Origin of the sequence: Pseudomonas sp. NLJ1, assembly GCF_049486705.1 — a bacterium.
GTDB classification, from domain to species: domain Bacteria; phylum Pseudomonadota; class Gammaproteobacteria; order Pseudomonadales; family Pseudomonadaceae; genus Aquipseudomonas; species Aquipseudomonas inefficax.
In genome coordinates, this window is record NZ_CP137735.1 from 5,049,291 (window position 1) to 5,074,966 (window position 25,676).

General features: G+C 63.0%; 18 protein-coding genes. 11 read left to right on the top strand and 7 right to left on the bottom strand.

The features are described from left to right. Nucleotides 1-57: 57 nt before the first annotated feature. Nucleotides 58-1,836 (bottom strand): phosphoethanolamine transferase CptA, encoded by a 1,779-nt coding sequence (locus tag R9B85_RS22815; protein ID WP_112252208.1) that lies wholly within the window; start codon nt 1,834-1,836, stop codon nt 58-60. Between the two features lie 153 nt (nt 1,837-1,989). On the opposite strand from R9B85_RS22815, the gene R9B85_RS22820 reads away from it, so the two are divergent. Continuing rightward, a complete protein-coding gene (locus R9B85_RS22820; RefSeq protein WP_207879145.1) occupies nt 1,990-2,148 on the top strand; it encodes a DUF2986 domain-containing protein in 159 nt (52 codons plus the stop codon). Between the two features lie 160 nt (nt 2,149-2,308). Here the strand turns inward: R9B85_RS22820 and R9B85_RS22825 are convergent, their stop codons facing one another. Beyond that, nucleotides 2,309-2,674 carry a hypothetical protein gene (locus R9B85_RS22825; RefSeq protein ID WP_207879162.1) on the bottom strand — a complete coding sequence of 122 codons (366 nt, stop codon included), beginning with the start codon at nt 2,672-2,674 and terminating at the stop codon, nt 2,309-2,311. Nucleotides 2,675-2,928: 254 nt separating this feature from the next. Here R9B85_RS22825 and R9B85_RS22830 point away from each other — a divergent pair, with 254 nt between their 5' ends. After that, entirely contained in the window at nt 2,929-3,420 is a 492-nt protein-coding gene (locus R9B85_RS22830; protein ID WP_207879147.1) for a GNAT family N-acetyltransferase, read from the top strand. A gap of 60 nt (nt 3,421-3,480) precedes the next feature. Here R9B85_RS22830 and R9B85_RS22835 read toward each other — a convergent pair whose 3' ends face one another. From R9B85_RS22835 to R9B85_RS22845, 3 genes are all read right to left on the bottom strand, one after another. Beyond that, complete coding sequence (locus R9B85_RS22835; protein WP_112252204.1) at nt 3,481-4,854, bottom strand: 8-oxoguanine deaminase; 1,374 nt, start codon at nt 4,852-4,854, stop codon at nt 3,481-3,483. A gap of 224 nt (nt 4,855-5,078) precedes the next feature. Next, on the bottom strand, nt 5,079-6,659 hold the full coding sequence (locus tag R9B85_RS22840) for an aldehyde dehydrogenase (NADP(+)) (protein ID WP_423770599.1): 1,581 nt from the start codon (nt 6,657-6,659) through the stop codon (nt 5,079-5,081). 262 nt (nt 6,660-6,921) lie between these two features. Further along, nucleotides 6,922-8,301 carry an APC family permease gene (locus tag R9B85_RS22845; protein ID WP_215521484.1) on the bottom strand — a complete coding sequence of 460 codons (1,380 nt, stop codon included), beginning with the start codon at nt 8,299-8,301 and terminating at the stop codon, nt 6,922-6,924. A gap of 281 nt (nt 8,302-8,582) precedes the next feature. On the opposite strand from R9B85_RS22845, the gene R9B85_RS22850 reads away from it, so the two are divergent. The 4 genes from R9B85_RS22850 to R9B85_RS22865 all read left to right on the top strand — a co-directional run bounded on the left by R9B85_RS22850 (nt 8,583) and on the right by R9B85_RS22865 (nt 15,664). Continuing rightward, on the top strand, nt 8,583-9,425 hold the full coding sequence (locus R9B85_RS22850) for a helix-turn-helix transcriptional regulator (protein WP_215521483.1): 843 nt from the start codon (nt 8,583-8,585) through the stop codon (nt 9,423-9,425). A gap of 42 nt (nt 9,426-9,467) precedes the next feature. After that, nucleotides 9,468-10,850 carry an aspartate aminotransferase family protein gene (locus R9B85_RS22855; RefSeq protein ID WP_207879158.1) on the top strand — a complete coding sequence of 461 codons (1,383 nt, stop codon included), beginning with the start codon at nt 9,468-9,470 and terminating at the stop codon, nt 10,848-10,850. 165 nt (nt 10,851-11,015) lie between these two features. Continuing rightward, nucleotides 11,016-12,509, top strand: a complete 1,494-nt coding sequence (locus R9B85_RS22860; protein WP_423770600.1) for an aldehyde dehydrogenase — start codon at nt 11,016-11,018, stop codon at nt 12,507-12,509. 269 nt (nt 12,510-12,778) lie between these two features. Further along, nucleotides 12,779-15,664 (top strand): HD domain-containing phosphohydrolase, encoded by a 2,886-nt coding sequence (locus R9B85_RS22865; protein WP_423770601.1) that lies wholly within the window; start codon nt 12,779-12,781, stop codon nt 15,662-15,664. A 692-nt stretch (nt 15,665-16,356) separates the two neighbouring features. Here the strand turns inward: R9B85_RS22865 and R9B85_RS22870 are convergent. Then, entirely contained in the window at nt 16,357-18,069 is a 1,713-nt protein-coding gene (locus R9B85_RS22870) for an FAD-dependent oxidoreductase (RefSeq protein ID WP_423770602.1), read from the bottom strand. Between the two features lie 195 nt (nt 18,070-18,264). On the opposite strand from R9B85_RS22870, the gene R9B85_RS22875 reads away from it, so the two are divergent. The 3 genes from R9B85_RS22875 to R9B85_RS22885 all read left to right on the top strand — a co-directional run bounded on the left by R9B85_RS22875 (nt 18,265) and on the right by R9B85_RS22885 (nt 21,066). After that, nucleotides 18,265-19,041, top strand: a complete 777-nt coding sequence (locus R9B85_RS22875) for an IclR family transcriptional regulator (protein WP_207879479.1) — start codon at nt 18,265-18,267, stop codon at nt 19,039-19,041. A gap of 139 nt (nt 19,042-19,180) precedes the next feature. Then, entirely contained in the window at nt 19,181-20,233 is a 1,053-nt protein-coding gene (locus R9B85_RS22880) for a Gfo/Idh/MocA family protein (RefSeq protein WP_252378966.1), read from the top strand. 17 nt (nt 20,234-20,250) lie between these two features. Next, complete coding sequence (locus R9B85_RS22885) at nt 20,251-21,066, top strand: sugar phosphate isomerase/epimerase family protein (RefSeq protein WP_112252194.1); 816 nt, start codon at nt 20,251-20,253, stop codon at nt 21,064-21,066. A 249-nt stretch (nt 21,067-21,315) separates the two neighbouring features. On the opposite strand, the gene R9B85_RS22890 is transcribed toward R9B85_RS22885, so the two are convergent. Beyond that, complete coding sequence (locus tag R9B85_RS22890) at nt 21,316-22,641, bottom strand: MFS transporter (protein ID WP_313854133.1); 1,326 nt, start codon at nt 22,639-22,641, stop codon at nt 21,316-21,318. A gap of 942 nt (nt 22,642-23,583) precedes the next feature. Here R9B85_RS22890 and tssB point away from each other — a divergent pair. Then, the gene (gene tssB / locus R9B85_RS22895; protein WP_207879475.1) at nt 23,584-24,087 is read left to right on the top strand and encodes a type VI secretion system contractile sheath small subunit; all 504 of its coding nucleotides are present in this window, start codon (nt 23,584-23,586) and stop codon (nt 24,085-24,087) included. Between the two features lie 32 nt (nt 24,088-24,119). Continuing rightward, the gene (tssC, locus tag R9B85_RS22900) at nt 24,120-25,658 is read left to right on the top strand and encodes a type VI secretion system contractile sheath large subunit (RefSeq protein WP_313854135.1); all 1,539 of its coding nucleotides are present in this window, start codon (nt 24,120-24,122) and stop codon (nt 25,656-25,658) included. The last annotated feature ends 18 nt before the right edge of the window (nt 25,659-25,676 follow it).

Here is a 25,676-nt window from a genome sequence, read left to right on the forward strand (position 1 = left end):
GGCAGTGTGTCGTGAAAGGGGCGCAAAGCGCCCCCGGCAATTTCAACGACAAAACAATCAGTTCAGGCGCCCAGCGTTCTGTGTCTTGCCACTACTGACCGTCTCCTGCTCCCGCTCGGCCTTGTCCAGCGGCAAGTCGTCGAACTCGCGCAGGCCATCCTTGCGGTACGGGTCGCCAATCCAGCGCGGTGCCACCACGAACTGCGGGCTCACCAGGCTCTTGGCCGGTTCGTAACGGTCATAGCTCAGCCCGGCCAGGTCGGACAGGGTATGGATCAGGTGCGAGCTGCTGTAAGGGCGGTCGGCCATCGCCTGCAAGTCGCGCGGGTGCTCGGCCTGCCAGCTGGGCGAAGTCCACAGCAGGAAGGGGATGGTGTACATCGGCCGGGTCGGCGCGCCTTCGTTGCGCCCCAGGCGGTCGTGGTTGCCAGAGCTGTATACATCTTCACCATGGTCGGACAGGTACAGCAGGAAACCATTGGCGGTACTGGCCGAATAACGCTTGATCAGGCTCGACACCACGTAGTCGTTGTAGCGCACCGCGTTGTCATAGAAGTTGTAGGTTTGCACCTGGTCGTCCGTCAGCTTGGCGGGCACCCCCTGGCGGTCGTTGAAATGCGCGTAGTCGTCGGGGTAGCGGTAGCGATAGTCCATGTGCGTACCCAACAGGTGCACGATGATGAACTTGTTCGGCGCCGGGTCCTGCAGGGCCTTCTCGAACGGTGTCAGCACCACATCGTCGTACTGGCTGGCATTCTGGTTGCGCTGGTTGTTCAGGTACACCGGCGCGTCCGTCTGCTGCGAAAAGGTGGTCAGCATGGTGTTGCGCTTGGTCATGGTCTGCTGGTTGGTGATCCAGAAGGTCTTGTAGCCGGCCTGCTTCATCAGGTTGATCAGCGACGGGTCGGTGAGGAAGCGGTCCGGGTTCTGCTCGTTGCCGAAGGTGAGGATCTGCTGCATGACTTCGATGGTGTACGGGCGTGGCGACACGACGTTGCTGAACACCGTCAGGCTCTTGTCGCTGGCGGCCAGCGCATCGAGGTTGGGTGTGGTGTCGCGGTTGTAGCCGTACAGGTGCATGTGCTCGCGGGTGGTGGATTCGCCCAGCACCAGCACCAGCGTGCGTGGCGCTGCACCGCTGTTGTCACGCAGGTTCTGCAGGGGCGGCAGCGCGGCGTTCTGGGCCAGCAGTTCCTGCATGTTGTCCAGCTGCTGGCGGTACTGGCGGTAGCCGACCAGTAATTGCCAGGGCACGGCGGGTTCCATGCGCTGTTGCACTTTTTCCGCCGCGTCGGCGAAGCTGCGCTCCTGGGTCACCATCTGCTTGTAGAACGGGTACACCAGGTTGGCCAGCAGCAACAGGGCGACCACCGGCAGGCGGCTGCGCAGTGGCAGGCTGACCGGGCGTACGCGCTTCCACAACAGCACCGCCACCAGCGTGTACAACAGCAGTGCCAGGCCCAGCCAGGCGCTGAAGTACTGGCTGAAGTACTCACCGGCCTCGGCGGTGTTGGACTCGAACATCACGAAGATGACGCTTTGCGAGAACTCCTGGCGGTAGATGCCGAAGTAGCTCAGCCCCACCAATGAAGCGGCCCACAGCACCAGGCCGATGACCGCTGCCGTGGCGCGGGTGAAGCGCGGCAGCAGCAGTACCGGTGCCAGCCACAGGCTGCTGAGGAAGAATGCATCGCGAAAACCGGCGAACCCGGTGGTGCCACTGAACAGCAGCAGCGCCTGGGTCACGCCCGAGAAGTACCAGAAGAACAGCAAAAGCCAGCCCAGGCCGGCCCAGTCCACGCGCTTGGGCGAGGAGGGGGATGGAGTGTGTGACACGTATGCCTCGTCGTACTTGGCAGCCAGCGGATGTGCCCGTGACCGGAAAGGGCGTGACGCTAATCTGCCGGGTGTGAAAATAACGTCAACGAGACGCTGGCCCAGGCAAGGTATGATGTGCCCAGCCAAACCAGACTGACAGGTCGAGTGAGAATGAACCGTCGCAAGAAGATCAAGCAGCTAATGCAGGCGCATGCCAAGAAGGCCAGCGCCAAGCTGGCGCCGCGCAAGCCCAAGTACATTTGCAAGGCCGACCGGTTGAAGATGGAGGCCGAGGTGGCGGGGGATACCCCAGGCCTTACGGAGAACTGATGCCTGTCACGCGACCCTGTGGGAGCGGCCTTGTGTCGCGATAGGGCCGCAGAGCGGCCCCAGGTTTCAGCATTACGGCAACCAACGCTGGGGCTGCTGGGCAGCCCTTTCGCGACACAAGGCCGCTCCCACATCGAGCGCGCCAACTGCGGATCAACGATCAACGGCGGTAGTAACGGTGGTCGTCATTGTAGCGGTGGTGCATGGCCCGCTCATGGCGGTGCTCCCAGTCGCGGCGCCGTTCCCAGTCGCGTCGGCGTTCCCAGTCTCGCCGGCGCTCCCAATCACGGCGGGCCTGCTCGCGGCGCCACTGTTCGCGGCGCCAGTCGCTGCGGTGGTCGTGCCAGCGGTCGTCATCGTGAGCCAGCAGCGTGGCTGGCTGTGCGGCCACACTGGCTACCCTGGACCAGGGGTTGCCGGCAGGCTGCAACGGTGATTGAACCGCCGGGGCAGCCACTACGGGCGCCTTCATTTGTGTTGCCGATGCCGTGCCCATCGCCGCGAACGAGAACAGGCCGAGCAGCATCAACCTTGCGACATGCATTTTCATGAGCGAAGCCAACCTCTGATAACAATTGAGCCATCTGGCCAGCAGGTGGTCGGCGAACCTTGTCTCGCGTTCCGCTACCTTTCTGTGCCTCCCACATAGACCGGTAAACGGGAAAAAGTTCGCTGCGGCAACAAGTTGTACAACTTTTGCGCTTCAAAAAAGATGGTCAAGTGGCAGCGGGGCTCATTTACCATGGCGGCTGTTTTCAGCCATTGCCAAGGATACCCACCATGAGCGCCCCTCAGTTCCGCACCCCCACAGCCGCCGACGCCGAACGCTGCTACGCCATCGAGATCGGTGCCTATGAAGGCGATGAGGCGGCCACGCTGGAGAAGATCCGCACCCGCATCGCGCAATACCCGCAGGGCTTTCTGGTATTGGAAAACGCGGGCGAGATCGTTGGTTTCATCAACAGCGGCTGTGCCCACGAAGTGGTGATGTCCGACGAGGCATTCAAGGAGCTGGTCGGGCATGACCCGGCGGCGCCAAACGTGGTGATCATGTCGGTGGTGGTGGACCCGGCGCACCAGGGCAAAGGCTACGCCAAGCGGTTGATGGAAGAATTCATCCTGCGCATGAAAGCTGCGGGCAAGCTGACCATTCACCTGATGTGCAAGGAGCAGCATGTGGCGTTGTACCAGAAGCTGGGGTATCAGTACGTGAAACCCTCGCCGTCGGACCACGGCGGCATGGCCTGGCATGAGATGGTCATGTTCCTCTGAGTTCGCAAAACACGGAGGCTTTGCCAGCGATGGGCCGCAAAAGCGGCCCCTGATGGCCGCTTATTCGCCGCTGACCAGCTGGCGTGCCAGCTGGTTGTGGCGCTCCAGCACCCGTGGCAGGTCAACCGTGGCCAGCTGGCCGTCCTTCACCACCACACGGCCATTGATGACACTGGTATGCACCTGGGTCGGGGTGCAGAACACCAGCGCCGCCAGCGGGTCATGGTGGCCACCGGCATAGGCCACGTGGCCGAGGTCGAAGGCGACGAAGTCGGCCACCATGCCTGGGGCCAGGGCTCCGATGTCATTGCGGTTGAGCACCTTGGCACCGCCGAGCGTTGCAATTTCCAGCGCCTCGCGTGCAGTCATCGCGTCGGGGCCGAAGCCCACCCGTTGCAGCAGCAAGGCCTGGCGCACTTCACCGATCATGCTGGCGCCGTCGTTGGATGCCGAACCGTCGACCCCAAGGCCCACCGGCACCCCGTGGTCGCGCATCTTGCGCACCGGGGCGATGCCCGAGGCCAGACGCATGTTCGAGCATGGGCAGTGGGCGACACCCGTGCCGGTGCGGGCGAACAGCTCGATGCCATGCTGGTCGAGTTGCACACAGTGGGCGTGCCATACGTCGTGGCCGACCCAGCCGAGGTCCTCGGCATACTCGGCAGGGGTCATGCCGAACTTCTCGCGGCTGTAGGCGATGTCGTTGACGTTTTCGGCCAGGTGGGTGTGCAACGACACCCCGTACTGGCGCGCCAGCACGGCAGCTTCGCGCATCAGGTCGCGGCTGACCGAGAACGGCGAGCAGGGCGCCACCACGATGCGGCGCATCGAGCCGTGGCTGGCGTCGTGATAGTCCTCGATAAGGCGCTGGGATTCCTTGAGGATGTCGGCTTCCTTTTCCACCACCGAATCAGGCGGCAGGCCGCCCTGGCTGCGGCCCACGCTCATGCTGCCGCGCGCGGCGTGGAAGCGCATGCCGATCTCGTCGGCGGCATGGATGCTGTCGTCGAGCTTGCAGCCGTTGGGGTAGATGTACAGGTGGTCGCTGGAGGTGGTGCAGCCGGACAGGATCAGTTCGGCCATGGCGGTCTGGGTCGACACCGCGATCATTTCGGGGGTCAGGCGTGCCCAGATCGGGTACAGGTTGGTCAACCAGTTGAACAGCTCGCCGTCCTGGGCCGCCGGCACCACGCGGGTGAGGCTCTGGTACATGTGGTGGTGGGTGTTGACCAGGCCAGGGATGACCACCTTGCCGGCCATGTCCAGCACCACATCGGCGTGCTGTGGCAGGGTGTCGCTGGGGCCGACCTGGCGGATCAGGTTGCCTTCGATGAACATTCCGCCGTTCTTGATCTCGCGGCGCTCGCCGTCCATGGTGACCAGAAGTTCGGCGTTTTTGATCAGTAACGTTCTTGGAGCATTTGTAGATGACATGGCTTAAGCCTGCCGCAATACGCATCGGCGATTACCGATGTCATAGGCGCATGGCATTGTAAGCAAGAGTTTTGCGGATTGTATACAGGGGTGGTGATCCTGTGCTGGCCTCTTCGCGGGTAAACCCGCTCCCACAGGTACTACACAGAATTCAAGCACTGTGCAGTACCTGTGGGAGCGGGTTTACCCGCGAAGAGGCCAGCACAGGCTACCTCAATGTCAGATCAAACCGCCCCACGGCTGGCGACCCCATCCACCAACCGCGCAATCCCAAGCGGGTTGGCACTTTTCAGCGCATCCGGCAACAGCGCATCCGGGTAGTTCTGGAAGCACACCGGGCGCAGGAAGCGGTCGATGGCCAAGGTACCGACCGAAGTACCACGGGCATCAGAGGTGGCCGGGTATGGCCCGCCATGCACCATCGCGTCCGATACCTCGACGCCGGTCGGGTAGCCGTTCAGCAGCAGGCGCCCGGCCTTGCGTTCCAGCAGCGGCACCAGCGTGGCAAAGGCACGCAGGTCGTCCGGTTCGGCAATCAGTGTGGCTGTCAGCTGCCCTTGCAAGTGGCGCAGCGCTTCGGCCAGTTGCTGGGCATCGGCTACTTCCACCACCACCGTGGTTGGGCCGAACACTTCTTCCTGCAGCAGCGGGTCGCTGTCCAGCAGCAGGCTCACATCCGCCTTGAACAACTGGGGCTGGGCCTGCTTGCCGGCTTGTGGCTGCCCGGCCAGGTGCTGGATGCCAGGGTGCGCCAGCAGGTGCTGTACACCGTTCTGGTAGCTGCGCAGGGTGCCGGCGTTGAGCATGGTCTGCGGTGCCTGGTCGGCCATGCGCGCCACCAGTGTGTGCACGAAGCGCTCGAACTGCGGCGACTTGATGCCCACCACCAGGCCCGGGTTGGTGCAGAATTGCCCGCAACCCAGCACCACCGAGGCGGCCAGTTCGCCGGCTACCTGCTCGCCACGGGTTTGCAGCGCCTGGGGCAGGACGATTACCGGGTTGATGCTGCTCATTTCGGCGAATACCGGAATCGGCTGCGGGCGCGCAGCAGCCATGTCGCACAGGGCGCGGCCACCACGCAGCGAACCGGTGAAGCCTACCGCCTGGATGGCCGGGTGCTTGACCAGAGCCTCGCCCACGCCGGCGCCATAGATCATGTTGAACACGCCTGCTGGCATGCCACTGCCGGCTACCGCGCGGTCGATGGCCGCGGCCACGTGGGCGGCGGTCAGCATGTGCCCGCTGTGGGCCTTGAACACCACCGGGCAGCCGGCCGCCAGCGCCGAGGCGGTGTCACCGCCGGCGGTGGAAAAGGCCAGCGGAAAGTTGCTGGCACCGAATACGGCCACCGGGCCGACGCCGATGCGGTACTGGCGCAGGTCCGGACGTGGCAGCGGGGTGCGCTCGGGCAGCGCGCGGTCGATGCGCGCACCGAGGAAGTCGCCACGGCGCACCACATCGGCGAACAGCCGTAGCTGGTTGCTGGTGCGGGCGCGCTCGCCGCGGATGCGTGCCTCGGGCAGCGCGGTTTCGCGCATCACATGCTGGACAAAGTCATCAGCCAGTGCGTCCAGTTCATTGGCGATGGCGTCGAGGAAGGCGGCGCGCTGTGCCGGGCTGGTGCTGCGGTAGGCCGGGTAGGCGGCCTCGGCGGCCAGTACGGCGGCATCGACTTCGTCGCCGGTCGCCTGGTGGAAGGCGTATGGCAGCGGCTCGCCGGTGTGGGCGTCGACGCTGTTCAGCAGCACGTCACCGTTGCCGCTGAGCTGGCCGGCGATATGGTTCAGGCGATGTTCGATGGACATTTCGTTTCCCGTTGGCAATGACAGTCGTTGGGCTGGGACTGTAGGGGGTGAAATGTGTGCTGAATAATGATTAATGCGGATCAGGTGATAACAGATCGTTATCGCAACGGCCTTCTCCAAAAGTTTCCATCGTATGCACGGCCCCCTGTGGGAGCGGGTTCACCCGCGAACACCGGCGAAGCCGGTGCCATCCACCGAGTCGCCTGCTTCGCGGGTAAACCCGCTCCCACAGGGACCGCGCAAATGCTCGAAAGCGCGTGGGTCACTCGGCCATCTGCAACTCCGGCAACTTCACCCGGAACGCCCGGGTAAGCCCCAGCAGCACCACAAGGCCCATGCCCATCCAGCACAAACCGATGGTGAACGACAGGCTGGTCAGGCTGCTCCACAGCCACAGCGTGCTGAGAAAGCCCAGGCCGGGAATGGCGCCATACAGCAGGTAGTTGCGACCACCACGCAGCTTGTGGTCGACAAGGTAGTGCTTGACCACGGCCAGGTTCACCGCCGAGAAGGCGAACAGCGCGCCAAAGCTGATCATGTTGGCCACCGTATCGAGGGTGATCACCAAGGCAATCAGCGACAGCAGGCTGACCAGCAGGATGGCCGTGGCCGGTACGCGCTTTTTCGTCACCAGCTGGCCGAACGCACGGGGCAATGCACCGTCGCGGCCCATGGCGAACAGCACCCGCGACACGCTGGCCTGGGACACCATGGCCGAGGCGAAGCAGCCGGCCACGTAGGTGGCGGTGAAGGCGGTCACCAGCAGCTCGCCGCCGACCCGGCGCATCACGTCCACCGATGCCGAGTCCGGGTCGGCGAAGCTGCCCCAGTCAGGGAACACCATCTGTGCGCAGTACGACACCACCAGGAACAACATGCCGCCGATCAGCGACACGGCGAGAATCGCCACGGGAATGCGGTAGGTGGGGTTGCTGGTTTCCTCGGCCATGGTCGAGACCGCGTCGAAGCCCAGGAACGACAGGCACAGCACGGCGGCGCCGGTCATGATCAACGGCACGCTGAAGCCTTCGTGGTGGAAGGGCGCCAGCAGCGACACCGGCTGCGCCTGCCCGCTGAGGTTGTGGATGGACAGGGCGACGAACACGATGATGAACACCAGTTGCATCACCACCAGGATCCAGTTGACCCGGGTGATCGACTCGATGCCGATCAGGTTGAGGAAGGTGACCAGGGCAATGGAGCCCGCCACCCAGACCCAGGCGTGGATGGCCGGGAAGTACTCCGACATGTAGATGCCGATCAGCAGGTAGCTGAGCAGCGGCAGGAAGATGTAGTCGAGCAGCAGGGTCCAACCGGCGATGAAGCCGATATGGCTGCCGAAGGCCTTGCGGGTGTAGGTGTAGACCGAGCCGGAGTAGGGGTGGGCCTGGACCATGCGGCCGTAGCTGTAGGCGGTCAGCAGCATGGCGGCGAGGGTCAGCAGGTAGGCGGTGGGCAGGTGCCCCTTGGTCATCTGGGTGACCAGCCCGTAGGTGGTGAATACTGCGAGGGGGACCATGTAAGCCAGGCCGAACAGCACCAGGGCGGGCAGCCCCATGGACTTGCGGAAACGGCCGTTGCTGGCGGTGGGTTGCGACGGGCTATGTGCAGGGCTATGGGCTGTACTTGTTGTTGTATGCATTGCTAACTCCTGAAAAGGGATGCAGGACGCCGCGGTATGCGAGCGGGCTCGATACCGGTGGGTGTTGTGCAAGGAGGTCGAGCGAGTGGCTCGCAGCGCTGGGGCGGGTTGATGCTCCCACACCCCGCCGGTACCCGGAATCACCCTTTGGGGTGAGCCGGGAAACGGCTTTGCCTGCTCACCCCAAAGGGTGATTTCGGTGTTTGCAATGCCATGGGAGTATCTGGCCAACGACGCACCGCACTGGCGGCGGTGCCTTTACTTGAGACGGCAGGCCCACAGTGACTGATCAATTGCTTTCGCAACAGTGGTTCGAGCACCTGGCCAAGGTTACCGAGGCGATCGGCCGACCGGGCTTTGCCGCCACCCTGTTTACTGCACTTGGCGTGATCCGGCCGATCCAGGCGACCACGGTGTACCTGTACCCGCACGACGGCATGCCCTGCGCGCTGTTCGAGCAGGACGACAAGGCGCCCTGGCAGCCCGAGGGCAATGTCAGCCGCTACCTGTCCGGTTTTTATCTGCTCGACCCGTTCTACGGGGCCTGTGTGGAGCAGGTCGAGTCCGGTTGCTACGGCCTGTTCGAAGTGGCGCCCGACCAGTTCGAGGTCAGCGAGTACTACCAGTCGTTCTACCGGCACTCGCACCTGGAGGATGAGCTCAACTACATCCTGCAGGTCGCACCCAGGCAGAGCCTGGCGGTATCGCTGGCGTTCACCGACAAGCTCGATGGGCAAACCCGTGCGTTGTTCGCGCTTATCACGCCCTGGGTGCTGGCGGTGCTCGGCAAGCACTTCGCCGGGCTGGACAGCCGCGCCGGGCGCTTCGAGAACATCCTCGAGCAGCGCATCCACGCGGCGCTGAACAACTTCGGCAGCTCGCTGCTGACCGAGCGTGAATGCCGTATCGCCCAGTTGATCCTGCGTGGCCACTCGACCAAGTCGCTGGCCGAGCGCCTGGCGGTGTCGGAGGACACCATCAAGTCACACCGCAAGAACGTCTACGCCAAGCTCGACATCGGCACCCAGTCCGAGTTGTTCTCCCTGTTCATCGACGCGCTGGCCAATGCCCAGGGCGTGCTGGGCAAGGACCCGCTGGAAAGCTACATGGGCAAGCTGCGCTGAGCGCAAGCCACCCTGCAACCCCACCGCAAAGGAAAACCAACAATGAATGCGCCTTTCGCCCCGCAACGCCAGACCCGCGACTACCAGGCAGCCGATGCCGCGCACCACATCCATGCCTTCCTCGATCAGAAGGCGCTGAACGCCGAAGGGCCGCGCGTGATCGTCGGCGGCGAACGCCTGCACCTGTGGGACAGCGAGGGCAAGCGCTACCTGGACGGCATGTCCGGCCTGTGGTGCACCCAGCTCGGCTACGGCCGTCGCGACCTGACCGCCGCCGCTGCCACGCAGATGGACCAGCTGGCCTACTACAACATGTTCTTCCACACCACCCACCCGGCGGTGATCGAACTGTCCGAGCTGCTGTTCAGTCTGTTGCCGGGGCACTACAGCCACGCGATCTACACCAACTCCGGCTCCGAGGCCAACGAGGTACTGATCCGTACCGTGCGCCGCTACTGGCAGGTAGTTGGCCAGCCGAACAAGAAGATCATGATCGGCCGCTGGAACGGTTACCACGGTTCGACCCTGGCTGCCACGGCGCTGGGTGGCATGAAGTTCATGCACGAAATGGGCGGGTTGATCCCGGATGTGGCGCACATCGACGAACCCTACTGGTACGCAGAGGGCGGCGACCTGACCCCGGCCGAGTTCGGCCGCCGCTGCGCCCTGCAGCTGGAGGAGAAAATCCTCGAACTGGGTGCCGAGAACGTTGCCGGCTTCATCGCCGAGCCGTTCCAGGGCGCCGGCGGCATGATCTTCCCGCCGGAAAGCTACTGGCCCGAGATCCAGCGCATCTGCCGCCAGTACGATGTGTTGCTGTGCGCCGATGAAGTGATCGGCGGCTTTGGCCGCACTGGCGAATGGTTCGCCCACGAGTACTTCGGCTTCGAGCCCGACACCCTGTCGATCGCCAAGGGCCTGACCAGCGGCTACGTGCCCATGGGCGGGCTGGTGCTGAGCAAGCGCATTGCCGAGGCACTGGTGGAGCGGGGCGGGGTGTTCGCCCACGGCCTGACCTATTCCGGCCACCCGGTGGCGGCGGCGGTGGCCATTGCCAACCTGAAGGCGCTGCGTGACGAAGGCATCGTGCGCCAGGTAAAGGACGACACCGGGCCGTACCTGCAGCGCATCCTGCGCGAGGTGTTTGCCGACCACCCATTGATCGGCCAGGTGCAGGGCGCCGGTTTGGTGGCGGCGCTGCAGTTCGCCGAGCACAAGCCGACGCGCAAGCGCTTTGCCAACGAGAACGACCTGGCATGGCAGTGCCGCACCTTCGGTTTCGAGGAAGGGGTGATCATTCGCTCGACCCTGGGCCGGATGATCATGGCGCCGGCGCTGATCGCCAACCACAGCGAGCTGGACGAGCTGGTGGAGAAGACCCGCATTGCCGTGGACCGCACGGCGCGCATGGTCGGCAAGCTCTAAAAACCTGCGAGAGCTCCGCAGCCCCTGTGGGAGCGGGTTCACCCGCGAACACCGGCGAAGCCGGTGCCATGCACCGAGTTGCATTCTTCGCGGATGAACCCGCTCCCACAGGAATCATGTAGGCCGCTAGATAAAGATCTGCTCCAATGTTCATCAGGAGTTCCAATGTACACACTCGAATTCTGGCAACAACGTGCCTCGGACCTCTACCTCCCGGCCAATGCACTGATCGACGGCAAGCCCGTCAACGCACAGGACGGCGCCACGTTCGCCGCCATCAACCCCGCCACCAACAAGGTACTGGCCCAGGTCAGCGCCTGTGGCCAGGCCGAGGTCGACCTGGCCGTTGCCAGCGCCCGCCGGGCTTTCGAGCAAGGCCCGTGGGCGCGCATGGCCCCAACTGAACGCAAGAAAGTGCTGCTGCGCCTGGCCGAGCTGATCATGGCCCATCGCGAAGAACTGGCCCTGCTCGACTCGCTGAACATGGGCAAGCCGGTCATGGACGCCTACAACATCGATGTGCCGGGCTCGGCGCAGGTGTTCGCCTGGTACGGCGAGGCGCTGGACAAACTGTATGACCAGGTGGCACCCACCGCGCCCGACGCCTTGGCCACCATCACCCGCGAAGCCCTCGGCGTGGTCGCCGCCGTGGTGCCGTGGAACTTCCCGCTCGATATGGCCGCCTGGAAGCTCGCCCCGGCACTGGCTGCCGGCAACAGCGTGGTCCTCAAGCCCGCCGAGCAATCACCGTTCTCGGCCCTGCGCCTGGCCCAGCTGGCGCTGCAGGCCGGTGTGCCGGAAGGCGTGCTGAACGTGGTGCCGGGCCTGGGCGAACAGGCCGGGCAAGCGCTGGGCCTGCACCCGGACGTGGATTGTCTGGTATTCACTGGCTCCACCCAGGTGGGCAAGTACTTCATGCAGTACTCGGCACAGTCCAACCTCAAGCAGGTGTGGCTGGAGTGCGGCGGCAAGAGCCCCAACCTGGTGTTCGAAAACTGCCAGGACCTGGACCTGGCGGCGGAAAAGGCGGCATTCGGTATCTTCTTCAACCAGGGCGAGGTGTGCTCGGCCAATTCGCGGCTGTACGTGCAGCGCTCGATCCATGACGAGTTCATCGAGCGCCTGCAGGCCAAGGCGCGCCAGTGGCTGCCAGGCAACCCGCTGGACCCGGCGAGCCGGGCCGGTGCGATTGTCGATGCCGGGCAGACGGGCCGCATCGAAGCTGCCATCGCCCGCGCCGGGCAGGAGGGGGCGCGGTTGGTATGCGGTGGTCGCCGCCTGACTATCGACGGTTCGGACAATTACATCGAGCCGACCATTTTTGCCGGGGTCGATGGCCGTATGAGCCTGGCGCGGGAAGAGGTATTCGGGCCGGTGCTGGCGGTCAGTGCCTTCGACAGTGAAGAGCAGGCCGTGCGCCTGGCCAACGACAGCATCTACGGCTTGGCGGCGTCGGTGTGGAGCGATGACTTCAACCAGGTGCACCGAGTGGCACGGGCGTTGAAAGCCGGCACCGTGTCGGTGAACACGGTCGATGCGCTGGACGTGACGTTGCCGTTCGGCGGTGGCAGGCAGTCCGGGTTTGGCCGCGACCTGTCGCTGCATTCGTTCGACAAGTATTCGCAGCTCAAGACCACCTGGTACCAGTTGCGCGCCTGATACCCTGAAGGCATACCCAGGACCTGTAGGAGCGGCCTTGTGTCGCGATAGGGCTGCAAAGCAGCCCCAGGGTTTCAGCACGGATGCACAAATTGCCGGGGCTGCTTTGCAGCCCTATCGCGACACAAGGCCGCTCCTACAAGGGCCAGTGCTGGCTAGAAGAGCCATGCAAGACTAAATTTCTTCTCTAACCCGGCAAAAAGCCCGTCCGCCCTCTACACTGCTGCGGGTATCAGCCAAGGCAATGTGCCATACATGGAGTACCTGTGATGGGCTGCGTGTCGAATGGTCGTGCTGCTGGCAACGCCGAACGTGGCATTTCACTACAGTGGCTGGTGGCACTCGCCATCGTACTGGGCATGTTGTTGCTCGGCGCCGCCCTGGCCTGGCAGGGCTATCACGGCATTCGCCAGACCTTGGTGGCCGCAGCGGGTGATTCTGCCCAGCAAATTGGCAAGACCATCGACGAACGCGCTCGGCGCCTGATCGACCCGGTGCACAGCAGTATCCGCCTGCTCGCCCACAACCCGTCTGCGCAAAACTCGGCGCAGCGCCTGGAACGCTTGCCGCAACTGGTCGAGACGCTGGAAGCCAACCGCATGCTCAGTGCTGCCTACATGGGTTACCCCAGTGGTGATTTCCTGCTGGTGCGGCGCCTTCGCGATCCGCAGTTGCTGCAGCGTTTCGCTGCGCCGCCGGGCTCGGCATTTCTGGTGCAGAGCGTCAGCCGTGAGGGTGGAGCGGTGCAGGGTGAATGGCGCTTCTACGACCGCGCGCTGAACCTTTTGCAGGCCCAGGCCAAGCCCCAATACCGCTACGACCCGCGCACGCGCCCATGGTTTGTCGAAGCCAGCGCCCAGCCCACCACCGTGCTGACCCACCCCTATGTGTTCTTCACCACCCGCGAGATCGGCCTGACCATGGCCCAGCGCAGCGTCGACGGTGGGGCGGTGATCGGCATGGACGTTTCGGTCGACGACCTGGCCAGCGAGACCCAGGGCCTGCGCATGACACCCGGCACCGAGATCGTCGTGGTCGACGATCAGGGCAGTGTGGTGGCCTACCCGGAACTGCAGCGGGTAATCGTGCACGAAGGGCAGGCCGCACGCTTGTCGCGTATCGGTGAACTGGGCATTCCCAGCCTGGAGCATCTTTACGCCGACCTGCCGCAAGGTACCCGGCCGCAGCCTTACCAGGTGGACGGTCAGACCTGGTATGGCATGCATGTGCAACTGACCAACCTGGCCGGGCAGGACCTGCAGGTGCTGATTGCCGTGCCAGGCCATGAATTGCTGGCCGGTGCGCGCAAGGTACTGCTCGAGCAGTTGCTCTGGACCGCTGCCCTGATAAGCGTGCTGCTGGTGCTCGGTGGTGTGCTCGGCCGGCGTATCGGCCGCCCGTTGCGGCTGCTGGCTGAGCAGGTACAAGGCCTGGCAGGCTTTGATTTCAGCCGCGAAGTCGGGGTGCGCTCGCGGGTGTCCGAGGTGCGTGAGCTGAGCCGCGTGCTTGGCCGCATGTCCGGGACCATCCGCAGCTTCCAGGCGATTACCCTCACACTCAGCAGCGAGCGCGACCTGGAGCGCATGCTCGACGGTGTGTTGACCCATCTGGTGGAAGCCGCCGGGGTCGATGCCGGCGTGGTGTACCTGTTCGATGCCGAACACGCCTTGCTGCGCCTGGCCGCCGCCTGCCGTGGCGAGCAGTACCCTGGCGAGCTGGCCGTGGACGAGACGGCCCAGCAGCACCTGGCCGCGGCGGTGACCCAGGCCCTCGGCCTGCATGAGGGCAGCATGGCCTTGGTGTTGAATGACCGTAGCCAGGCGCTGTTGGGCATCCTGGTCCTGCAACTGGGCGATGGGCCTGTACACGAACAGGCAGGCCAGCCGTTCCGCAGCTTTGTTGCGGAACTGTCCGGGGTGGCGGCGGTGGCTATCGAGACGCGCCAGCTGGCCGAAGCCCAGCAACGCCTGCTGGATGCCATGATCAAGCTGCTGGCCGATGCCATCGATGCCAAGAGCCCCTATACCGGCGGCCATTGCGAGCGGGTGCCTCAACTGGCGCAGATGCTGCTGGACCAGGCGGTGGCGGCCGAAACCGGCCCGTATGCCAGCTTCAGCATGACCACGGCTGAACGCTACGAATTCCACGTGGCGGCCTGGCTGCACGACTGCGGCAAGGTCACCAGCCCCGAGTATGTGGTGGACAAGGCGACCAAGCTGGAAACCTTGTACAACCGTATCCACGAGGTACGCATGCGTTTCGAGGTGCTCTGGCGGGATGCCGGGCTGGCCTATTGGCAAGGCCTGGCCAGCGGTGGCGACCAGCAGGCGCTGCAAGCCACCCTGGCGCGCAGCCAGGCTCAGTTGCAGGACGACTTCGCCTTCGTCGCCCAGGCCAACATTGGCGGCGAGTTCATGCAGGACGCCGACATCGAACGCCTGCAGCAGATTGGCCAGCGCTGCTGGCAGCGCCATTTCGACAACCGCCTGGGCATTTCCCGTGATGAAGCGGAACGCTTTGCCGGCGTACCTGCGCCTGCGCTACCGGTTGACGAGCCACTGCTGGCCGACCGCCCTGAGCATCGCGTGCCCTGGGGCCCCCGCAAGCCGCCGGTGGCCAAGGACGACCCGCGCAACCGCTGGGGCTTCGACATGCGCCTGCCGGCCTGCGCCAGCAATTACGGCGAGCTGTACAACCTGGCGATCCGTCGCGGCACGCTGAATGATGAGGAACGCTTCAAGATCAACGAGCACATCGTGCAGACCATCATCATGCTCAGTTCCTTGCCGTTCCCCCGTCAGCTCAAGCGGGTGCCGGACATTGCCGGCAACCACCACGAGAAAATGGACGGCAGCGGCTACCCGCGCCGGCTGGGCGAGCAGGACCTGGGCATTGCCGAGCGGGTGATGGCGATTGCCGACATCTTCGAGGCGCTGACCGCGGCCGACCGGCCCTACAAGGCGCCGAAGACCTTGTCCGAGTCGGTGAAGATCCTGGTAGGCATGGCCCGCGACGGGCACATCGACGGGCAGTTGCTGGAGCTGTTTCTCAGCAGTGGGGTGTACCGCCAGTATGCCGAGCGCTTCCTGCGGGCCGAGCAGATCGACGAGGTGGACGTGGCGTACTGGTTGGAGCAGATGCGTTGCCCGGCTTGAGCAAAAGTCCCCGATCCACCCACACCCCCATTTCTTCGAAGACACCTTGATCCAGGTGCAGATGCCCAATGGGCGCAGCACGTTGCATTAAGGCTTTATTGATGTGTCGCCAGGGCAGGCCTCTTCGCGGGTGAACCCGCTCCCACAGGATCACCACAGACTTCAAGACTTGCACAGTACCTGTGGGAGCGGGTTTACCCGCGAAAGGGCCGGCTCAGGCACTCCAGATATTTCAGGGGGATTGAATAATGACCACAGAAGACACTCAATTCACTGTCGGCAAGACCACGTTCTACCAAAGGCGCAGATGGATGATGCCGAGCTGGGCATGAAGCAGTGAGAGTTTGCCTCCGGGGCGCATGAGGGCCGCAAGGCGTTTGCCGTGGCAGTTTTAGCGCCTGTGAGATCGAGCGCCGCCCGCGCGGCGCTTCGCGGGGCAAGCCCGCTCCCACATTTGTTGCAACGTGCCAAACCTGTCAGGCCATGGTTGCCAGCCTTGTTGCCTTTGTGCGGTTTCCCGGCTGGCGCTACCGCCGCTTCTCCGGTCTCAAACTCTCCACCAAAGCGGGCAACGCCTCTCCCACAGGCATGGCCACGTTGCAACAAATGTGGGAGCGGGCTTGCCCCGCGAAGCGCCGCGCGGGCGGCGCTCGATCTCACAGGCGCTGCAAAATTGCCGGCCTTACCTTACTTCACTCATACCCCTGCGCCCCGGCAATATGCCGCCCGGCCACATAGCCAAAGGTCAGCGCCGGGCCCAGGTTGATGCCACCCGACGGGTACCAGCCGCCAAACACGCTGGCCATGTCGGTACCCGCTGCATACAGGCCTGCAATCGGCTGCCCAGCCTCATCCAGCACCCGGGCATTGCCGTCGGTGCGCAGCCCGGCAAAGGTACCAAAGCAACCGGGCTGCACCTTCACCGCATAGAACGGCCCATGCTCGATGGGCGCCACGCAAGGGTTTGGCCCTTTGTGCTGTGGGTCGCCCTGCTTGCGGTTGAACGGTGTGGAACCACGGCCGAACGCCGGATCCTGGCCGTTGCGGGCATGGTTGTTGAAGTCGCTGACCGTGGCGCGCAACCCTATCGGGTCGATGCCGCAGGCCTCGGCCAGCTGCTCGAGGGTGGCGCCTTGCTTGAGGTAGCCACTGCGCACATGCGGCCACACCGGCAGCGGCGCCGGGCGGGCGTGGCCCAGGCCGTAGCGGCGCAGGAAGCGATGGTCGCAAATCAGCCACGAACATACCTCTTCGCCCTGCGGTACAGCCGCGACCATCGCTGATACATAGTCGTAGTAGCCATGCGCTTCGTTGACGAAACGTTTGCCATTGGCCAGTACACCGATGATGCCCGGTTTGCCGCGTTCGATGATGTGCGGGAAGTGGCCAACGCTGCCGTCGCGGTGCGGCACTCGCGAAACCGGCGCCCAGGCCACTGGCGACTTCAGGTCGGTGGCGACCACACCGCCGGCCGACTCGCCCAGGCGCAGGCCATCGCCCGAACAACCTTTGGGGGGCAGGGCCAGGTTGTCGTGGCCGCTGGCATCGCGCGGAAACAATTGCCGGCGCCGGGCGTTGTCGTTAGGGAAACCACCCGCCGCGAGCACCACGGCCTTGGCACGGATCAGTTGCTCGCCCTGTGGTGTAGCCACCAGCGCCCCGCGCACCTCGCCATCCTCGACCAACAGGCGTTTGGCCGGTGCCGACTCCTGTAGCTGCACGCCCAAGTCCTGCGCCGACCTGGCCAGGCGGGCCACCAGTGCCACGCCGTTGACCAGGTGCATCGCCCGGCCATACCGGGCCAGGTGGTACAAGTGGCGGCCAAAGCGTTTGCACACGTGCAGCAAGGCCTTGGGCGAGCGGGTCATGTTGAGGAACGCGGCAAGGTCGGCACCGGCCATTATCGGCATGCCCATGAACGAGGTTTCGCGCATGGTCTTGCGTAGGCGTGGCAGTAGCGCACCCACCTCGCGGGCGTCATAGGGCGCGGCAATCACCTGGTGCCCGCCCTGGGCCGCGCCCGGTGTGTCGCCATGCATGTCGGGGATGCCGTTGCCGTCGGCAAACTGCAGCGCCGTGTGCTTTTCGAAGAACGCCACCATGTGCGGGCAGGCTTCGAGGAAGGCGTCGACGCGTTCGGCGTTGTAATACGCCCCCAGTTCATTGCGCAGGTAGGTACGCGGCTGCTCGATGTCTTCCTCGATGCCGGCCCGGCGCGCCAGCGGGTTGCGCGGCACCCAGGCCCAGCCGCCGGACCAGGCGGTGGCGCCGCCGAACACTGGTTCCTTCTCCACCACGATCACCTTCTGCCCATGCCACGCAGCCGTCACGGCCGCAGCCAGCCCGGCGGCACCAGAACCTATGACCAGTACATCGCATTCGGTTTCGTAGGGAGCGGAAGGCATTGCGGGATTCCTGTATTGTTATTGGAACAAGGTTCCACATTCTTGTCGGCAGTGAGTCTGTCCGCAAGGGCATGACGGCCTTGCCGGGCAAGAAATGGGCGATAACCGGACAGTTCCTACAGCACTAGCCGCGGTGGCTATCAGCGGTATGGAATCATCTTCTAGAATTCGCAAAAATTTTCAGGGACCTGTGTCATGGCTGGTAGTCAGATCGAACGCGCCTTCAGTCTTGTAGAAAGCCTTACCGGTGAGCCGCAGGGGCTGCCGTTGCAAACCCTGGCCGAGCGCCTGGACATCCCCAAGAGCGCCACCCATCGCATGCTCACCGAGCTGGTGCGGCTGGGCTATGTGCGGCAGAACCGTGACAATAGCCGCTACCAGCTGTCGGCCAAGCTGGTGGCGCTGGGCTTCCGCTACCTGGCCAGCAGTGGTGCCGACATCATCCAGCCGATTCTTGACCGCCTGGCCCAGGACAGCGGCGAACTGGTGCGCCTTGGCGTGATCGACGGCGCGCGCCAGACCTGGATCGCCAAGTCCCAGGGCGCCCGCTCCGGGCTGCGCTACGACCCGGACATGGGCCGCGACGCACCGCTGTTCTATACCGCGTCCGGGCATGCCTGGCTGGCCAGTCTGGATGATGAGCAGGCGCTGCAGATGGTGTTGCGCCAGGGCATTGCCGACCCGGCGCAGTTCGGCCCGAATGCGCCGCGCTCCACCGACGAATTGCTCACCTACCTGCGCCGCGCCCGCGAACGCGGTTATGCCTGGGTCGAGGAAACCTCGGCCATTGGTACCTCGGCCCTGGCTGCGGTGGTGCGCCGCCCGCAAGGTGACGAGGTGATCGGTGTGCTGAGTATCGCCGGGCCCAGTGCGCGCCTGGCGCAAAGCCGCCTGGCAGAACTGGCGCCGCTGTTGCTGGCGGCGGCGGAGGAACTGTCGGCGGCCAGCCGGGCCAGTGAGTTGTTTGCCTGAAGTGCATTTCCGGTCGATTACCGCACACTCTGTTCTGCGGCTTCTTCTGAAAAGCTGAACCTGGTTCTAAATTGTTCAATGTGGATTGTGGAATCAGATTCCGGAATCTGCATGACAACAATGACAAGAGGACAGGCTGTTGAACGCACCCCTTCGTATTGCCTTGATCGGCGCCGGCATCATGGGCCGCCAGCATTACCAGCATTTGCTAAATGTACCGCAGGCCCAGCTGTGCGCTGTGGCCGACCCGGGCCCGCAGGCCGAGGCTTTCGCTGCCGAATGCGGCGTGCCCTGTTTTGCCGACCACCGCCAGATGCTGGAGCACGCACGCCCCGAGGCAGTGATTGTCGCCAACCCGAACAACCTGCATGTCGCCACCGCCCTGGATTGCGTCGAAGCTGGTGTACCGGTGCTGGTCGAAAAACCGGTGGGCGTGCATCTGGATGAAGTCCGCGCGCTGGTGGAAGCCTCGCGCCGCCACAATGTACCGGTGCTGGTCGGCCATCACCGTCGGCATAACCCGCTGATCGCCAAGGCTCACCAAGTGATTGCCGAAGGCAAGCTGGGCCGGTTGATCAACGTCACCGCACTGTGGCAGTTGCAAAAGCCCGACAGCTATTTCGAAACCCCGTGGCGCCGCGAGCCGGGTGCCGGTTTCTTGCTGACCAACCTGATCCATGACCTTGACCTGCTGCGCCACCTGTGCGGCGAAGTGGTGCAGGTGCAGGCATTCACCCGCAACGATGTGCGCGGTTTTGCCAACGAAGACAGCGCCGCGGTGCTACTGCAGTTCGCCAATGGCGCATTGGGCAGCCTGACCGGCTCCGACGCGGTGGCCGCGCCGTGGAGCTGGGAGCTGGACTCCGGCGAAAGCCCGGTCTACCCACGCCAGGATGGCCAGCCGTGCTACCTGCTGGCTGGCACCCGAGGGGCACTGAGCATTCCGCAACTCAAGCGCTGGCACTACGCCGAGGTCGGTTCGGGCTGGCACACGCCGTTGTTGCAGAGCGAGGAAAGCATCCCCGCCGGCGAGGCATTGACCTTGCAGCTGCAACACTTCGTGCGGGTTGCCCGGGGTGATCAGGCGCCGCTGATCGATGCCGCCGACGGTGGCCGCACCCTGGCGCTGATCGAGGCGATCCGCCTGGCAGCGGAAACTGGCCGGGCCTGTGCGCCCGAGCACATTGCTTGACTGGTCTGGTGACGATAATGACTGATCGAATTTTCTCCCTGGCGGCCCTGACGGTACTCGAACTGCCCCCGCCGGACATGGTCGAGGCAGCAGCCCGCGCCGGTTACAGCCATGTAGGCCTGCGCCTGGTGCCCGCCACCGAGCAGGAGCAGCATTTCCCGCTGGTGGCCGACGCCGACCTGCGCCGGCAGACCCAGGCGCGCCTGCGCGACACCGGTATCAAGGTGCTCGACCTCGAGATCCTGAGGCTGAAGCCGGAAACCTGTGTAGCCGATTTCGAGCCGATCCTGGCGGTGGGCGCCGAGCTGGGCGGCACGGAGTTGCTGGTGGCAGGCAACGATCCTGATGAAGCGCGGCTGACCGAGCGCTTTGCGGCATTGTGTGACCTGGCGGCGGGGTATGGCATTCATCCACATCTGGAGTTCATGCCCTGGACGGATGTGCGTGACCTGCGCCAGGCCATGCGGGTGGTGGCCAACGCCGACCGCGCCAATGGCTGTGTGCTGGTGGATGCCTTCCACTTCAACCGCTCCGGTTCTTCACTGGACGATCTGGCGCAACTGGCGCCTCAGCGCATGCGCTATGCCCAGCTGTGCGACGTTGCCGGCCCGGTGCCGGCCGACATGGACGAGATCCTGCGCCAGGCACGCAACGAGCGGCGCTTCCCGGGTGAGGGCGATGCCGATCTGGTCAGCTTGCTGCGCGGCTTGCCGCCAAGTGTGCCGTTGAGCCTGGAGATCCCCACACGGCAGTTGCTGGAGCAGGGCATGAGCGGCGAACAGCGCGCGCGGATGGCGCTGGAGAAGGCCATGGCAGTGTTGGCCAGAGTCTGATTGACAGAGCGCGGCGCTTGGCACGGGCTACCGCCCGTGTTCGCTGGCACGCCCGCTCCCACAGGGATCGCGCCAGCTTTTAGAAATGGAGCAAGACAGCTGCTCCCACAGGTACAGCGCATGGATTGAGCCCTGTGGAGCCCTTGTGGGAGCGGCTTTAGCCGCGAACACCGGCGCAGCCGGTGCCAGGCACCGCGTTGGATTCTTCGCGGCTGAAGCCGCTCCCACAGGTACAGCGCATGTCCTGACTCAGGCGCTCTCGACCTTGCGTGGCGCCATGAAGTACATCCACACCAGCGCCAGGAAGTACATCGCCGGGATCATGGTGAACAACACGGCATAGTTGTTATTGGTAGCGGTCAGCACGCTACCGACGATCTGCGTCATGAACATCCCGCCAATCGCCGCGCACATGCTGCCGAAACCGAACACCGTACTCACCAGGTGCTTGGGCGTGTAGTCCATCACCAGGCTCCAGATATTCGCCGTCCACGCCTGGTGCGCGCCCACCGCCAGCGAAATGGCCGCCACCGCGACCCACAGGCCACTGGCGTTGGCTGCAAAGATGACGCTGACCATGGTGCAGGCGAAGATCAGCATCGACACCAGCCGCGCCGTGGTAGCGCGCATGCCACGGCCGATCAGCCAGGATGACAGGATGCCACCGCCGATGCTGCCGAAGTCCGCCGTCAGCCAGATGATGATCAGCGGGATGCCCATCTGGGTCACATTGATGCCCAGGCTGTACTGCTGATTGAGAAACGGTGGCAGCCAGTACAGGTAGAACCAGAACACCGGTGCGGTAATCGCGTAGGCCACCGCGAAGGCCCAGGTGCCACGCAGGCGCAGGATACGGCTGAACGGCACGCGGGTCGGCTCGGGCTCGTCATCCTGCTGGATGTACTCCACCTCGCTCTGGCGCACGCGCGGGTGATCTTCAGGGTTGTAGTACTTCAGCACCCACAGCACCACCCACACCAGGCCCAGGCTGCCCATGGCGATGAACGCGGCCTGCCAGCCCCACACGGCCAGAATCAGCGGCAGCAGGGCTGGCGTGACCATGGCGCCGACGTTGGTGCCGGCATTGAACAGGCCGGTGGCGATGGCCCGCTCGCCTGCCGGGAACCACAGGCGCACGGTCTTCACGCAGGCCGGGTAGTTGGCGGCCTCGGTCAGGCCGAGGATGAAGCGGCAGACCATGAAGCCAGCGGCCGAGGTGGCCAGGCCGTGAGCGCCGGTGGCCAGGCTCCACAGCAGCACGGCGAAGAAGAACGCGCGTTTTACCCCGACCTTGTCGATCAGCCGGCCTTGCAGCAGGAAGCCGACCGCATAGCCGACCTGGAACCAGAAGTTGATGTTGGCGTAGTCCATCGCCGTCCAGCTCATTTCCTTGGCCAGGACCGGCTGCATGATGCCCAGCGCGGCACGGTCGATGTAGTTCAGGGTGGTGGCAAAGAACACCAGGGCAAGCATGCCCCAACGGGTCTTGCCGACGCCAAAGGCGCCGCGAAGCTTGTCGCCGATCGAACCCTGGGGCATCCGGGGGGCGGCGGGGGTGATCCTGGAGTGGTTCATAAACTGCTCGATTCTTGAAATTGTATTGGCTGCGGTGCTACGGGTACGTGACCAAGTCCCAGGCAGGGGGCACGCAAGGCCGGTGCATGGTGAGCAGTGGAGGCGGCAGCGTCAATTCAAGGGAGGGGCTAGTGTTCGGTTATCGAACGGTTGCGTTGGCCTGCGTGATCAATGAAGGATGTTGAGATGACGGGGGACTGGCTTAGCGGGGCAGGTTGTCATGATCAGGAAAGTGTCTCGTTCAGCTTGTCACTATTGGGTGTGTGATCTCAACGCCGTAAGTCGCAGCGCCCTCCATGGGCAGTACCGATAGAGCAGTCGACCGCCACGTGCCAATCGCATACTGCCACTCCATGATGTTTCAGTGCTCAACGGTTGCGGCGTGACGAGACCTCTGTTGGTGAGCGGGCGAAAGAATACAGGTAAATATTCCTACGATACTTATCCGAGAATCTTACAAATGAAAGTGCATAGGGCTAAGGCGTAAATTTTTAGTTTGCGACAGTCCATGGGTGCTACTGGAAGAAATAGTTCAATTAAATCTTTATGACGCCGATTGTAGGACGTTTCCGAATTGACTCGGGTAGGTGGAATTTAGCTAATATTTGCGCATTCGGGGTTGTGTGGTTTGATCGTGGATTGTTGTTGATATGGATCAATGCGTTGTCGGTGGGCGAGTTGCTCTTGTGTGAGAGGGCGCGGTTGGCTTGGCTGCAAAATGGATGTGGTTCATCGACTATAGACTGTTGTGCGTTTTTTTGTAGGACGTTTCCTAGTTTGGTGTGAGGGGTAGCAAAAAAGCAAAACATGGTACACATTTGGTGGGGAAATATTTTGGGATGCCAGCGGGGTGAGGCGCCATTACTGAGTGAGCCCAGTCTCACCAAGTGGTGACGGTTTGATTCGGGGCATCTATATCCGGGACTACTTTCGGGAGAGATCATGGCTTCAAATAGCTTTCAGAATGAGGTGCCAAAGGCGCGCGTCAATATCAAGCTTGATCTGCATACAGGCGGTGCTCAGCGCAAGGTGGAGCTTCCGCTAAAACTCATGTTGATGGGGGACTACAGTAATGGGAAGGAGCAGCGTCCGCTGTCAGAGCGGCCCAAAGTAAATATCAACAAGAATAATTTTGATAGTGTGCTGTCCGACCTCTCTCCGAGTCTCAAGCTTGTTGTTGAAGATACGCTGTCGGGCGACGGTGGCGAGACGCCGGTCGAACTGAGCTTTCGGCGCATGAAGGACTTCGAGCCAGAGCAGGTTGCTCGACAGATCCCCCAGTTGCGTGCACTGTTGGCGATGCGAAATTTACTGCGCGAGCTGAAGGCCAATCTTCTGGATAACGCAACGTTCCGTGCTGAACTGGAGCGGATACTTAAAGATGAAGCGTTAAGTGACGAGTTGCGTAAAGAACTCGCTGCCCTTGCATCGCAAAGCGAACGCTAGAAACCATCATCTCGACAGACGGGAAGCTAAAAATGTCCGAAGAGCAATCTTCTGCGCAATCGCGTGGCGCCACCGTGCAGGTGGAAGAAAACCAGAGCGTCTATCACGCGCTGTTTGAAAGAATAAACCTTGAGCCGCTTGATCAGATGGGTGGCATTGAAGCGTTCCAAAGTGTCGATGCGTTGTCAGAAGCGACGGCTAATGAGCGCGTGACTGCATCGGTGAGCGTTTTTCTGGACCGGCTCAAGCAGGTCTCTCCGAAGGTGGAGAAACTGGACAGGGCTCTGCTGGATGAACACATTGCCTCAATTGATGCTCAGATCAGCAGTCAGCTGGATGCGGTCATGCATCACCCGGATTTCCAGAAGGTCGAATCCATCTGGCGCGGCGCGAAGTCATTGATTGACCAAACGGACTTCCGTCAAAACGTCCGAATTGAGCTGCTCGATATCAGTAAGGAGCATTTGGCGCAGGACTTTGAGGACGCGCCTGAGATCTCGCAAAGCGGTTTGTATCTGCATACCTATACTCAGGAATACGATACACCTGGTGGTGAGCCCATTGCGGCGGCGGTTTCGAATTACGAGTTTGGGCGAGAGCCGCAAGACATTGCATTGTTGCGGAATGTCTCGAAAGTGGCGGCTGCATCGCATATGCCATTCTTATACTCGGTTGGTCCGGAATTTTTCGGAAAGAACACCATGGAGGAAGTTGCCGCGATCAAGGATCTGGGTAGTCACATGGATAGGGCTGAGTATATTAAGTGGAACGGTTTCAGGCAAACTGACGATGCCCGGTATACGGGCGGGATGACACCGCGCACATTGGGGCGTCTTCCCTATGGGGCTGCCACGAACCCTGTGCGATCTTTCAACTATGAGGAGCGAGTCAAGGGGCCGGACCACAGCAAGTATTTGTGGATAAGTGCAACCTTCGCGTTCGCGGCCAACATGGTCAAGAGCTTCATCGCTAATGGTTGGTGCGTGCAGATTCGCGGACCACAGTCCGGTGGCGCTGTCACGAACTTGCCGATCCATTTGTACGACCTGGGGACAGGTAGTCAAGTCAAGATCCCTTCGGAAGTGATGATTCCGGAGACCCGAGAATTTGAGTTTGCCAACCTGGGCTTGATTCCACTTTCGTATTACAAAAATCGCGACTACGCGTGTTTTTTCTCGGCCAACTCAGCGCATAAGCCGGCCATCTATGACACAGCGGAAGCCACGGCAAATAGCCGTATCAATTCGCGGTTGCCCTATGTGTTCCTGCTTTCTCGCATTGCGCACTATTTGAAACTGATCCAGCGGGAGAATATCGGTACAACCAAAGACCGTCGCCTGTTGGAGTTGGAACTCAACAGGTGGGTAAGCGGTTTGGTCACCGAGATGACGGACCCAGGGGATGACTTACAGGCTTCTCACCCACTGAGGCAGGCAAAAGTGGTTGTCGAAGACATTGATGACAATCCGGGCTTCTTCAGGGTCAAGTTGTTTGCTGTGCCGCATTTCCAGGTTGAAGGTATGGACATCAATCTTTCCTTGGTTTCGCAGATGCCCAAAGCAAAATCTTGATTGCGGTTGCAGGAGTGT